The organism is Cytobacillus sp. NJ13 (assembly GCA_030348385.1).
Lineage (GTDB): Bacteria > Bacillota > Bacilli > Bacillales > Cytobacillaceae > Cytobacillus.
Genome location: JAUCFP010000006.1, coordinates 314870 through 327957 on the forward strand (window position 1 = coordinate 314870; position 13088 = coordinate 327957).

A 13088-nucleotide genomic window follows, 5' to 3' on the forward strand; every position below is an offset into this window, starting at 1 on the left:
ATAAGGCTTTTTCTTTTTATCGTTTATTCTGTTCCTTTTCTTTTTCATACTGCCGCTGCGGTGTCATTTTGGAAATCGCGTCTTCAACAACTTCCTGTGCTTTCTGCGCTTCACGATCCTGTTTTTGTGCTTCTTCCTGAATGCGGTTTACATCCTGTGGAGTTTTTTCGCTCATATTATTAGCCTCCCTTTTTAATTTATGTTTTTAATGTTTCCTTTTTAGAAGGAAATAAACAATTCCGTATAAGATTGCCATTTTCTAAGAGAGCTCTCAGGCATTCCGGCTAAACAGTGACCTGAGAGTCCTGTTTAATTTTATGTATAGACTTTCACCCATTTTAGCCCATTGAATTTGATTTCCTCCTCCGGCCAATCGTACGGTAAATCGGCATCAGTAATGACAAAATCAATAGCCGAAAAAGGGCTAATATGGAAAAATGCCCTCTGATTCAGTTTTGAGGAATCGGCCGCCACATAAACCTGTTTAGATCTTTTTATCATGATGGAAGAGGCGGCAGCTTCATCAATAGTATAATCGCATATACCATCGCGGTTCATTCCTCCACACGAGATAAAGGCCTTGTCAAAGTAAAAGTGTTCCAGCATCTGATTAGTTAGTGAACCTGAGGTTGAGCGCTGCAGAGGATTCACGGTTCCGCCAATCAGAATGACCGTACCATTGAACAGTTTATTTTCCATTCGCGTATTTAATATTTCTTCAGCAGCCAGGGAATTGGTTACGATTGTTACATTCTCAACATTTTCAATCGAACCGGCAATATGAAGAGTTGTGGAGCCGACATCCAAAACGATTGTTTCTCCATCTGAAATAAAGCTTGCGGCAGCTTCACCAATTTTCTTTTTGATGGGCAGGCTAATGCCAATCCTTTTATTAAACTGCTCCTCCTTCTCTAAGCCAAAATAGCATATCGCTCCTCCATGAATTCTCCGCAGTTTGTTTCTCTTCTCAAGCCGTCTCAAGTCACTCCGGATCGTTTCTGGTGTGACATTTAACTTGCAGGAGAGATCCGCTACACTCACTTTATTTTTTATTTCTAATTCCCTGATAATCCTCCTGTGCCTTTCTGCAACGAACCCTTTTTTCATTATTGGTACCCCCGCTTTCATGTTATGGACATTATAGGGCTGAAGTTTTAAAAATTGAGGTCAAAAATATTAATTTATATAAAAGTTTTAAAACAGAAATGAAAACAAAAGAATACAAAGAGAGGAAAGTCCCGAATTTCATTCTTCCTTCCTATTAATCTCAGATGAATAATTGAAAATCATATTTTTGTTTATCTTTTTGCCTTTGTTTTCTTTACTAAACAATCTATTGATATTAATACTTCTTTAATAGATTTACTCTAGGATTTTAACCGTAGGGGAAAATTTTTTATCAATTCATGGAGGTAAGGCTGATGAAGAAAGAAAATGAAAGCAAAGGGATGGACAGAAGGGCATTTATTAAAGCGGGAGGAGCAGGAACACTAGCTTTAACCATGGCAGCTGCAGGCTTGCCTGGAGACTTATTCGAAAGCAGGGTTCAAGCGGAAGAGATAAATGAAAAGCTGGAAGGGCCGAGGCTTTCCTTCAATTCCAATGGGAAATTTAAAGTTGTACAATTCAATGATACTCAGGATGATGAACGGATCGACAGACGGACCATACAGCTGATGGAAAAGGTGCTGGATTCAGAGAAGCCTGATTTTGTCGTTTTAAATGGTGACAATATAACAGGCGGCTGTGACACAGAATTAGAAATGAAGCAAGCTATGAATAATGTTGTCCAGCCAATGGAGCTAAGGAAGATCCGCTGGGCGGCTACCTTTGGAAACCATGATGAGGATTCAACTCCAAAGAGTGGCATGGATGAGAGTGATATGCTCAAGTTCTATATGAAATACAAGCATAATATGAACACACCTGGACAAAAAGGCATTACGGGAACAGGAAATATGAATCTATTAATCAAAAAATCCAGTGGGAATAAGGCAGCATTTAATCTCTGGCTTTTAGACAGCGGCAGATATGCCCCTCAAACGATCGCCGGCCAGGATTTCAAGGGCTATCCAACATGGGATTGGCTGCGATTTAATCAGGTCAATTGGTATTATGAAAGATCCAAAGCAATAGAAAAGCGCTATGGCTTTAAAGTGCCTTCTCTTGTATTCATCCATATTCCTCTATGGGAGCACCGTTTTATGTGGTGGGGAAGTGTGGACGGCAGAACACAAGCCGGGCATGATTTGGCTGTGGCCAGGCATCAAATCAATGGGGAGCGGAATGAAGATGAGTGCCCCGGCCCGATAAACAGCGGCTTGTTTACAGCCATGCTGGATAGAGGGGATGTGAAAGGTGTATTCTGCGGCCATGACCATATTAATACATATTGCGGCAGCTATTATGGAATTCTGCTCGGGTATGCCGGGAATACCGGTTTTGGCACTTACGGTCTTTCTGGCCCCGACAGAAACAGACTTCGGGGAGCGAGAGTGTTTAATTTAGATGAAAATCATGAAGGTGTTTTGGTCGACACACATATGGTTTTTGCCAAAGATTACGGAATTGATTTAACAGCCAACGACCAGAGCATTGATCCGCTGCCGCTGGAGATAAAATAGGCTAAAGCAGGCCTCCGGTCTTAATAAGGGACTGTGTTAAGAGTAGTCTGGAAAAATTGGAGAAGGAGTTTATAAATCATGAAAGATAATCGGACTGGACAAAAAGATGGAAATATATTTATTAAAGAAATGGATCGCCGTGCATTTTTGCAGAAAACTACCTTAGCTGCCAGTGCAACAATTGGATTATCTCTTGCTAACTCTCTTAATTTAATTACAGCAAGTGCTGCCTCTTCTGCTTCGATCATGAACTCTGCTGGCAAGAATCCGGATTTAGTTTTCCCGGTTATTAGTGATATTCATATCCATAACAGCAGCAATAAAACCCTTGAAAAGTTTATAACAACATTGGAACAATTAAATAAGGCTGTACCGAAGCAGGATGCTTTTTTGGCTGTGGGAGATTTAACTGATTATGGATATGAATCCGAATTCGATAAGTTTATGTCAGCCTATAATGTCCACAAACAGCCAGGCACTGTTTCCATGTTTGCAATAGGGAATCATGACTATTGGAATGGTTTATCAGCAGCAGATGCACAAAAGCGCTTCCTTACAAAAACAGGCATGGAATCTATCTATTATCACAAGGTAATCAAAGGCTACCATTTTATCATTCTGGGAACAGAAGATGGATTAACAGAGGGCACCTTTTCCGTTGAACAAATAAATTGGCTTGGTGAACAGCTGAAGATTGCGCATGAAGATGATTGGAAAAAGCCAATTTTTGTTTTCCATCATCAGCCGATTAAAGGGACGGTCTATGGAAGCGAATGGGGATTTACTCAAAATAGAGACCTATTTTATGACACTTTGAAGGAATATCCGCAAGTCATCTCATTTTCAGGTCATACGCACTATCCTCTTGATGACCCGAGAATCATTCACCAGAAGGATTTTACTACAATTGGAACCTCAACCGGCGCCTATTTGTGGCTGGATGCCGGCAGAATTCAAGGGGAAGTGCCTGAGGGTGCGGATGTCCTGAATCAGGCACTAATTGTGGAAGTGCATAATAATAAGGTGCTGATTAAGCGACGCGATATTCATAATAATGATTGGACAGGAGAGCCATTTGAAATCAGCTATCCGGCAAATAAACGGAAATTTACTTACACAGAAGACAGAGATATGAAAGCGCCTTTTTTTACAAAAGATGCGATGCTTTCCATTAATCAAGAAATGACATCAGCCACTGGCGTGGCCATTATGTTTACGCAAGCGAAGGATGACCTGCTGGTTCATGACTACAAGGTAGTGGCAAGACATGCAAATTCAGAGGAAGTCGTGAAGGAATTTCTAGCTTTCTCGGAATTTTATAAAGATCCTGTGCCAAACCCGTTAACGTTAACAATTGAAGGATTACAGGCAAATACAGCCTATCAAATTGAGGTGCATGCACTGGATGCTTTTGGGAATGTATGTAAGAAGCCTTTGAGAGCTTTAGGGAAGACGAAAACATTGGCTGCAGCAAATACCGTTTTATAAAGACGATTAGCAACAAACTCAGCTGGGGGGATGAACATGCTGCAAAATATAGGTATACCTGGACTAATATTAGTATTAGTTATCGCACTTATCATTTTTGGTCCATCGAAGCTGCCGGAAATTGGCCGGGCATTCGGCTCAACTTTGAGGGAATTTAAAAGCTCAACAAAAGAATTGCTGTCAGAGAACCAGGAAGACAGCAGCAAAACTAAATAACAAAACAGAAATGGGCCTGCTTTTTTGAAGCTGGCCCTATTTCGTGAATGATTTATTTAAAAAATAAGCTGACTTCCTGTTTTTTCTTAAATTCTTCGTTAAATAAGACATTTGTTTCGTCATCTAGTCTAGTAAAAATAGGGATATCGGCCACTTTCGGATGTTTATCGGTCAGTAATAGCATATATCAGTCACTTTCCCGATATATCGGTCAATTTTCCAATATATCGGTCAGTTACTTTAATGCCGGGCTTTTAATAAGGCAGTTCCACTAAGTTGTAAATAACATGATAGGAATTACAAATTCTTAACAGAAATTTACATCCTATTAACCTATCTCGCTTGGCACCAAGTTATTCTAGTAAAAAAGGCTATGAATAGGAGGAATGAAAATGAAAGCAGAGCTGCATTGCCATACGAATGTATCTGATTGCCCGCTATCGATTGATGAGGTATTGAATCTGGCCATTGCCAATGAGGTTTCACACTTGGCCATTACGAACCATGACACGACAAAAGGGCTGCAGGAAGCAATTGATCGTGGAAAGAGGTATGGAGTGGAGGTGATCCCCGGGATTGAAATTTCTGCTTTTGACTTTGATAGGGGACGCCGGGTTCACATTCTGGGCTATTTTATCGAACCGGGGCATAAGGCAATTGAAACGCTGTGCCAGCCGATCATTGAGCGGAGGAATAAGCTTTCGTTTGAAATGGTTCAAAGGCTGATTTCAGCAGGATACAGCATTGCCTGGGAGCGATGTCTGGAGCTTTCTGAGGGTGGAACCGGAGTTTATAAGCAGCATATCATGGCAGCCCTTATAGAGGCAGGATATGCTGATTCCATTTACGGTTCACTATATAAAAAATTATTTAGCCGCGGTCAAAATGGAGAATCGAAAGGAGTGGCTTTTATCCCGATGGAATATGTGGATGCGAGTCTTGCTGTTGAGGCAATTCTTGAAGCAGGCGGTGTGCCCGTACTTGCCCACCCTGGCCAATACGGAAATTTTGAAAAGGTGCCTGAGCTGGTTGAAGCCGGCCTGCAGGGGATAGAAGTGTGGCATCCCCTTCACAGCGGACAGCATGAAGAAATGGCAAGGAAACTGGCCGTTCAATATGGTTTAACCATGACAGGAGGATCCGACTTTCATGGTGCATACGGCGAAAAACCGGTAGTGCTTGGAAGCATGTCTCCGGGGGTGGAGAGAGTGCATGAATTAGCTGCGAGACGGCAGAGACTGAAAAGCCAGCGAGTATAGGCTTCACATTAAAAAAGGAGTGGGATATGCACATGTCAATGATTTTTAAACCAAAAAAGGATGAAAAGCTCTCCGTTTCTCCTGCTGTACATCATTCCAGCTTCATCATTGACAGCTATGCGGGAGAATGGACGTCAATCGGAGAAAGAAATAAAATTATCGAATCGAAATTTGGCGACTACACTTATACAATGGATGATGTAACAGTCAACTATACTGAAATCGGTAAATTCTGTTCCATTGCTTCTCATGCATGCATTAATCCTGTTCAGCATCCGATGGACCGGGTGACCCAGCATCATATGACCTATCGGAAAGTCGACTATGGCTTCGGCAATCAGGACGATCTTGAATTTTTTGATTGGCGCCGTACAAACCGGGTTAAAATAGGACATGATGTATGGATTGGGCACGGTGCAATCATCATGAAGGGTGTCGAAATTGGCACGGGGGCAGTCATCGGTTCCGGGGCTGTCGTTACAAAGGATGTTGAACCCTATACGATTGCAGCGGGCGTGCCGGCAAGGCCATTAAAAAGAAGGTTTTCAGAAAAGACAGCTGAAAAACTGCTTGAAATTGCATGGTGGGATTGGCCAAGGGAGAAGCTTGAAGCCCATTTTGAAGAACTAAATGATACGGAAGCTTTTATAAGGAAATTTGGAAGCTAAATACAGACTTACAAAGACCCAGTCACCAAAAAGATTGGGTCTTTTTTATATTCATAAAAATATTACAATTACGTAACTTTCCATTTAAATTCATTCTTTAGACTTAAATTGTTTCTGGATTTCGAAAGGGGCGCCGCCTGTATGAGTGAAAAAATGATGCTGGTAGATGAGCTGATTACAAAAATAAAGGAAGGGAAGTACAAACCGAATGAAAAACTTCCTTCTGAGAATGAGCTTGCAGATCAATATAGGATCCCAAGGATGGTTGTACGGAAAGCGTATGAACAATTGCAGGATCTGGGGTTCATTTTTTCCAAGCAGGGAAGGGGCAGTTATGTCCAAAATAGGAAGCAGCAGATTCCGCTGATTTTAACAGGGGATATCAGCTTTAGTGAAAAGATGAAAGAGCTTGAGTATGACTTCAGGTCGGAGAATATTTGCTGTGAAAAAATCCGCTTTGATTCTGAAGTCTTTCATGCGCTAAAAGTCAATCCGCAGGATGAAGTCTATAAAATTTCCAGGTTAAGAATCGTGGACGGCTGCCCGATTGCCTTGCACACATCCTATGCAGCCAAATCGGTTTTTCCGCAAATTGATAAGGATGGACCTGGGATCAAATCCATTTTTCACTACTATAGAAGCCATGGCTTTAAAGAATTTACATCGGGCCAAAGCCAGCTGAGTGTGGTTTTCCCAATAGAGCCTGAACGGAAAATTCTGCAATGCTCGAGTCTAATTCCGCTTCTGCTCCTGGAGTCCCTCTGCATGGATAAGGAAACGGGTACAGTACTGGAATTCTCAAGAATCAAATATAGAAGCGATTGCTTTACCTATTTAATTTAAACTGGCTTTGGTGCAAATATCAGGTTAATAAAACTCTTACATAATTTACACTTCTTTTACATCCGCCAGCTTGGCAACAAGATAGATTTAAGATGCAGAACAAAAACAGATGGAGGCCAAAAGGTGAAAAGAAAACAGCGAACAGAAATATTGATTGAAGGTTCACATGAATTGGCAAAATCTTTAGCGAATGAAATTGAACAAAAATATTCAGTTTCTGTTATACAGGAGCCGGAACATGGACTTGTGATGTTAAAGGTTCGGGAGACTTCCAGGAAAAGCCTGTTTTATTTAGGAGAAGTACTCGTGACAGAATGCAAGGCTAAGGTGGAAGGAAAGATCGGCATGGGGATTGTGAAAGGAGATCATCCGGATCTGGCTTATCAGCTTGCCGTGATTGACGCGGCCTTTCTGGGAAATCTTCCTGAAACCAAACCATGGGCCGGGATACTCGAAATTGAAAAGTACTATATAGACCAGAAAAGAAAAGCGAAGAATGAAGAAATTTTAAGAACAAAAGTCAGCTTTGAGACGATGGATGTTTAATAGAAGGAGGAACAGGCGTTGAAATTAGATGTTGTTCATGACCTGCAAGCTGTATATAGAAAATTAGTCGATAGCACCTCAAGGCCAGGGCTGATATCAGACCTAGGCCAGGAGGCTGCGACTCTCGACGGAGAGAATGAAGCAGGCTGCTCCAGCTCCATTTTACTGCTGGCATTAACGCTGCTCGATCCTGAGGTTACGTTTAAAGTATACGGCGGTAACGCTGAAGCACTTGAAAAGGAAATAAATCAATTAACATTCGCAAAAGCGGTACAGGCAGATCAGGCCGATTTTTTAATTCTCCTTCAGGATGCCGGGTCAGGGTCTCTGGAACATGCCATTGAAATGGGGAATCCGGGAACGTTCATAAACCCGCATAAATCCGCAACGATTATAGCAGAAACAGGATTGATTACGGAAGGTGGAAAACTGCTATTAAGCGGACCGGGTATTCAAACAAGCACAGAAATCAATGTAGAACTGGCTGGAAATTGGATTGAAAAACGCAATGAAAAAAATAAGGAGTATCCAACAGGGGTCGACCTGGTATTCGTGGACCGGAATCATCAGCTTTTATCCCTGCCAAGAACGACTCAAATAACAAAAAGCAGGGAGGTGGAAAAAGAATGGGTTATGTAGCAGTGAAAGGCGGAACACTCGCCATTGAAGAGTCGATTAAACGCTTGAAATATGAAAGACTTCACAAGGAACAAGTGCTTGAAACACGGCAAATTGAAGGCGGGATGAGAGGCTTAATCGATCAGGTGATGTCAGAGAGCAGTCTTTATGATGAAAAGCTTGCCGCATTAGCGATTAAGCAGGCTGAAGGAAATCCGGAAGAAGCGGTATTCCTGCTTCGTGCATACCGCTCAACACTCCCGAGAAAGCACTCTTCTCAAATCATTGAAACCGGGCAGATGAAGGTGGAACGCCGGATTTCAGCCAGCTTCAAGGATATTCCCGGCGGGCAAATCCTTGGTGCAACAACTGATTATACCCACCGCCTCCTGGATTTCAATCTTATGAAGGAAACGGAAGAGTCAGTTAGCGAATGGCTGTCAAATTATGCTTTGGAACATAGAGCAAATGAAATGCTGCAGGATGCACCTGAACTTGCACTGCCAAAAGTGCTGGATTATTTGAGAAAAGAAGGACTCATTCCTCCTCTTGAAAACAATGATGCTGAGCCTGATGATGTGACAAGGGAAAGCCTTGAGTTCCCATCAAGCCGAAGTCAGCGCCTGCAAATTCTGACAAGAGGAGAGACAGGAGCGGTTACTTCACTCGCCTATGCGGTCATCCGGGGATATGGTGCTCTCCATCCAACTGTCGGGGAGCTGAGAGTTGGAAGCCTTCCAATAAATGTTGAGCATCCGAATGAAGCTGGCAGTGATGAAGATGAATATTACATTGGTGAGATTAAAACAACAGAAGCGGAAATGCTGATGCCATTCATGATAGAAAAGGCAAAAGGAAAAAAGGAATTGGAGTTTGAAATCGGATACGGATTGTGTTTCGGCCAGAACGAGACAAAAGCCATTGCCATGGGCATTCTCGATAATTGCCTGGAGCATCCTGATAATAGCTTCCCCAGTCATAATGAAGAATTTGTCCTCCTTCATATAGATTCGGTGGAGTCAACTGGCTTTATATCACACTTGAAGATGCCGCATTATGTAACGTTCCAGTCGAAGCTTGACAGTGTGAGAAAGACAAAAGCGAAAGCAGAAGAACGGGAAGAGGTGCAAGCATATGAATAACGCCTATAACTTTGCATTCTTTGACGAAGGTTCGAAGCGGGAGATTAGAAGAGCCACATTAAAAGCGATTGCGATCCCGGGTTATCAGGTTCCGTTTGCTTCGAGGGAAATGCCGATCGGAAGAGGCTGGGGGACAGGCGGCCTGCAGCTGACACTTTCGCTCATTGGGAAAGAAGATGTATTGAAGGTAATCGATCAGGGATCAGATGAATCTGTCAATGCAGTCAGCATCAAAAAGCTTGTAAAGGATACAACTGATGTCCAAATAACGGACTATACCTCTCAGGCAACCATCATCCAATCCCGTCACAGAATTCCTGAGGTGCCGCTGAGAACAGACCAAATCCTTGTTTTGCAGGTGCCGCTTCCTGAACCGCTCCGTTATTTTGAACCAAGCGAGCATGAAACGAAAAAGCTTCATGCGGAAAAAGAATACAGCGGTGCCTGGCTCATGCTCTTTGAACAGATCATGAAATACGGAAGCATGACAACAGGGGCAGATCATCCGGTCATGGTTCACGGACGCTATGTAATGGCACCAAGCCCAATCCCGCGCTTTGATAATCCGAAAATGGATGAAAACGAAGCACTCATATTATTGGGAGCAGGGCGCGAAAAGAAGATATATGCAGTTCCGCCATTTACGAGAATCGTTTCACTTGATTTTGAAGATTATCCGTTTGAAGGGGAAAGTTTTGATGGAAAATGCTGCAGATTGTGCGGCTCTGAGGGAGTGTTCCTTGACGAACTGATCGATGAGGCAACGGGAGAGACGTTTTATCAATGCAATGATACAAGCTATTGCTGTGAAATATTAAACGAAGCTGAAAAGGCAGGAGTGAATTAAATGACTGAATTTGAGGTTCCGGTCTTATCTATTAAAAACTTAAACAAGCAATTCGGTCCTGGCTGCGATCATTGCAGGAATCCTGAACCGGTGACCCTGATCAAAAATTATTGCAGTGTGTGCGGAACGGTGTATGCGTGCAGGGATGTGTCCTTCGATGTCTACCCGGGAGAGGTGCTCGGGATTGTAGGGGAAAGCGGAAGTGGCAAGTCCACTTTAATGCAATGCCTGTACTTTGACCAGGAAACGACCTCAGGGGAAGCCTATATTTCTTCCTATCAGAATGGGGTGAAGAATCTTTTTAAGGAGTCTTCCCAGCAAAAACGGTATATCCGCAACCATTTAATGGGGAAAGTCTATCAAAACCCTCTATTGGGATTAAAAATCGACTTTTCTTCGATTGGAAATATTGCCGAAAAATTGATTGCAGCCGGCAGCAGGAATGCGGGAATGATGGAAGACAGGGGATCAGAGCTGCTCAGCAAGGTGAATATTCCCGTCCATCGCCGGAAAGAAGCTCCAAAGAATTTTTCCGGGGGAATGCAGCAGCGTGTGCAAATTGCCAAGGCCCTTTCGAATCAGCCGCCGATTCTGCTTTTGGATGAGGTTACGACGGGATTGGATCTATCCGTACAGGCAAGCGTTCTGGACTTAATTCAGAGCCTGCAGAGGGAGATGAATATAAGTATTGTTCTGGTTTCACATGATATGGGTGTTATTCGGATGCTCGCCGACAGAACGTTGGTGATGCTGGAAGGTCAGGTTATTGAACAGGGGCTGACAGATCAAATACTTGAAGATCCTCAAGCTCCATTTACTCAAAGCTTGGTTCATTCGCTTCTTTAAGGATAATCGGAAAATTCCAAATTAGGGGGAAGCACACTTGTACGTCATTACAAACGGAAAACTAATTACAGAGGATACGATTCTGCAAGGCTATGATCTTCTGATAGAGGATGATAGGATCAGCAGAATTGCTCCAAAGGGAGAAATGAAATTTGAGGATGCCATGGAGGTGATAGATGCAGCGGGCGGCTATGTCTCGCCGGGATTTATCGATATCCATTCCGACTATATTGAGCATATGGCAGCACCGAGGCCAACTTCATTAATGAACTTTCATTTAAGCCTCAGGGAAGCAGAGAAGGAGCTCATTTCTCATGGGATCACAACGATGTTCCACTCCCTTTCCCTATTCAAAGAAACAGAATATGCATACAAGCCAATTCGGGAACCGGAAAATGTCAGAAAGCTCATTGACCTGATTGATGAGACACACAGTACAAAGCATCTTGTGCGCCATCGTTTCCATGCACGAATGGAAATTGATAATGTGGATGAAATCGAGAACCTCAAAAGCTATATAAGCGAAGATAAGGTGCACCTGATTTCGTTTATGGACCATACACCTGGACAAGGGCAATATCGCCATCTGGAAATTTACCGGAACACCGTTAAAAGCTATAACAGTATGAGTGATGCGGCTATAGATGTTTTAATCCGTAATCACCAAACGAAGGAAAAGCTCACTGCCCTGGATATGAAGGACATTGCCGAGCACGCCCGGGCACATGGAATAGCAGTTGCTTCACATGATGATGACAGTTTCGAAAAACTGGAGCTGGTCAAAAGCTTTGGCACGACCATCAGTGAATTTCCAATTACCCAGGAGGTGGCGTATAAGGCGAAGGAGCTTGGCATGTATACGGTGGCCGGTGCCCCAAATGTACTGCTTGGAGGCTCCCACAGCGGAAATCTGGGTGCAGCGGATGCGATTCAGAATGAGTCGATTGATATATTGTGCAGTGACTATTATCCGGCAGCCATGCTTCATGCCATTTTTGAACTGGTAAGGAATTATGGGATGGACCTGGCAGACATGATCAGGCTTGTCACCATAAATCCGGCAAAAGCCGTGAACATGGATGAAGAAATCGGTTCGATCGAGGCAGGAAAAAAAGCCGATCTTCTGATCATTGAAAAATTGGCAGACGATTTTCCTGTGATAACGGGCGTATTCGTTGATGGGAAGCTTATCCAAAAAACGAATTACAGAATTTGATACTACATTGAGAGAAAGCAGGTGGACCGGTGGAAAATCTATTGGAAATCAGGGATCTGTCCAAATCATTTACCCTTCATAATCTCGGGAAAAATATCCATGCAGTGAGCGGAATTGATATCAGGCTGATGGAAGGAAGCTTTGTTGGGATTACAGGAAAAAGCGGGAGCGGTAAATCAACAATCCTGAAATGCATTTTTGGAACATATAGACTTCAGCACGGAAGCATTTGGTACAATTCGAAAAAGTTCGGTCCTCTTAATTTGGCAGAGGCAACAAATAGACAAATGATTTATTTGCGCAAGCATGAAATTGGCTATGTGTCTCAATTTCTGAATGTTATGCCAAGAACGACTGCCAGACAGCTTGTAAAGCAGGCCATTTTTGAAATGGGCCGGGATCAGGATCAGGCAGAAATAGAGACGAAAAAAATCCTTTCGCATTTCGAGCTGGATCCAGAGCTATGGGACAGCTATCCTGCCACCTTTTCAGGCGGGGAAAAGCTAAGGCTCAACATTGCCCGGGCTATGGTCAAGAAGCCAAGACTGCTTCTTTTGGATGAACCGACGGCAAGCCTGGACTATGAATCTAAAATGAAGGTAAAAGTCTTAATTGAGCAATTAATGCATGAAGGCACGACGATGCTGGGAATCTTCCATGATCTCGAATTTATGAACAATTTATGTGATAGGGAATACAACATGCAGAATGGTGTTTTTACATTATCACATTAATTCTTTACTAATGCTTAACGATTTCACATAATGCCTTATCA

The 13088-nt window shown here is 42.9% G+C and carries 16 protein-coding genes; 13 read left to right on the plus strand and 3 right to left on the minus strand.

What is annotated here, in order from left to right; all coding sequences use genetic code 11:
* Positions 1–16: 16 nt before the first annotated feature.
* Together QUF73_01635 and QUF73_01640 are read right to left on the minus strand one after the other, a co-directional pair.
* Positions 17–175: a hypothetical protein gene (locus tag QUF73_01635; GenBank protein ID MDM5224903.1), complete on the minus strand. Its 159-nt coding sequence runs from the start codon at positions 173–175 to the stop codon at positions 17–19.
* A gap of 140 nt (positions 176–315) precedes the next feature.
* A complete protein-coding gene (locus QUF73_01640; GenBank protein ID MDM5224904.1) occupies positions 316–1107 on the minus strand; it encodes a DeoR/GlpR family DNA-binding transcription regulator in 792 nt (263 codons plus the stop codon).
* A gap of 314 nt (positions 1108–1421) precedes the next feature.
* Between QUF73_01640 and QUF73_01645 the strand changes: the two genes are divergently transcribed.
* The 3 genes from QUF73_01645 (at position 1422) to QUF73_01655 (ending at position 4328) form a co-directional block, all read left to right on the plus strand.
* Positions 1422–2624 (plus strand): metallophosphoesterase family protein, encoded by a 1203-nt coding sequence (locus QUF73_01645; protein MDM5224905.1) that lies wholly within the window; start codon positions 1422–1424, stop codon positions 2622–2624.
* Positions 2625–2702: 78 nt separating this feature from the next.
* Positions 2703–4112, plus strand: a complete 1410-nt coding sequence (locus QUF73_01650; protein MDM5224906.1) for a metallophosphoesterase — start codon at positions 2703–2705, stop codon at positions 4110–4112.
* Between the two features lie 36 nt (positions 4113–4148).
* On the plus strand, positions 4149–4328 hold the full coding sequence (locus tag QUF73_01655) for a twin-arginine translocase TatA/TatE family subunit (protein ID MDM5224907.1): 180 nt from the start codon (positions 4149–4151) through the stop codon (positions 4326–4328).
* 52 nt (positions 4329–4380) lie between these two features.
* Here the strand turns inward: QUF73_01655 and QUF73_01660 are convergent, their stop codons facing one another.
* The gene (locus tag QUF73_01660; protein ID MDM5224908.1) at positions 4381–4512 is read right to left on the minus strand and encodes a hypothetical protein; all 132 of its coding nucleotides are present in this window, start codon (positions 4510–4512) and stop codon (positions 4381–4383) included.
* Between the two features lie 208 nt (positions 4513–4720).
* Here QUF73_01660 and QUF73_01665 point away from each other — a divergent pair, with 208 nt between their 5' ends.
* The 10 genes from QUF73_01665 (at position 4721) to QUF73_01710 (ending at position 13047) form a co-directional block, all read left to right on the plus strand.
* Positions 4721–5587, plus strand: a complete 867-nt coding sequence (locus tag QUF73_01665; GenBank protein ID MDM5224909.1) for a PHP domain-containing protein — start codon at positions 4721–4723, stop codon at positions 5585–5587.
* Positions 5588–5619: 32 nt separating this feature from the next.
* Positions 5620–6255, plus strand: a complete 636-nt coding sequence (locus QUF73_01670; protein ID MDM5224910.1) for a DapH/DapD/GlmU-related protein — start codon at positions 5620–5622, stop codon at positions 6253–6255.
* Positions 6256–6396: 141 nt separating this feature from the next.
* Positions 6397–7098 carry a GntR family transcriptional regulator gene (locus tag QUF73_01675; protein ID MDM5224911.1) on the plus strand — a complete coding sequence of 234 codons (702 nt, stop codon included), beginning with the start codon at positions 6397–6399 and terminating at the stop codon, positions 7096–7098.
* A 123-nt stretch (positions 7099–7221) separates the two neighbouring features.
* Positions 7222–7644: a phosphonate C-P lyase system protein PhnG gene (phnG, locus tag QUF73_01680; protein ID MDM5224912.1), complete on the plus strand. Its 423-nt coding sequence runs from the start codon at positions 7222–7224 to the stop codon at positions 7642–7644.
* A gap of 18 nt (positions 7645–7662) precedes the next feature.
* Complete coding sequence (gene phnH / locus QUF73_01685) at positions 7663–8283, plus strand: phosphonate C-P lyase system protein PhnH (GenBank protein MDM5224913.1); 621 nt, start codon at positions 7663–7665, stop codon at positions 8281–8283.
* Positions 8271–9404: a carbon-phosphorus lyase complex subunit PhnI gene (locus tag QUF73_01690; protein ID MDM5224914.1), complete on the plus strand. Its 1134-nt coding sequence runs from the start codon at positions 8271–8273 to the stop codon at positions 9402–9404. The genes phnH and QUF73_01690 overlap by 13 nt, the downstream gene beginning before the upstream one ends.
* Positions 9397–10251 (plus strand): alpha-D-ribose 1-methylphosphonate 5-phosphate C-P-lyase PhnJ, encoded by an 855-nt coding sequence (locus QUF73_01695; GenBank protein ID MDM5224915.1) that lies wholly within the window; start codon positions 9397–9399, stop codon positions 10249–10251. Before QUF73_01690 ends, QUF73_01695 begins: the two co-directional genes overlap by 8 nt.
* Positions 10252–11097: an ATP-binding cassette domain-containing protein gene (locus QUF73_01700; protein ID MDM5224916.1), complete on the plus strand. Its 846-nt coding sequence runs from the start codon at positions 10252–10254 to the stop codon at positions 11095–11097.
* Between the two features lie 37 nt (positions 11098–11134).
* Positions 11135–12313, plus strand: coding sequence for a phosphonate metabolism protein PhnM (gene phnM / locus QUF73_01705; protein ID MDM5224917.1), 1179 nt, complete (start codon positions 11135–11137; stop codon positions 12311–12313).
* A 29-nt stretch (positions 12314–12342) separates the two neighbouring features.
* Positions 12343–13047 carry an ATP-binding cassette domain-containing protein gene (locus QUF73_01710; GenBank protein ID MDM5224918.1) on the plus strand — a complete coding sequence of 235 codons (705 nt, stop codon included), beginning with the start codon at positions 12343–12345 and terminating at the stop codon, positions 13045–13047.
* Positions 13048–13088 lie beyond the last annotated feature (41 nt).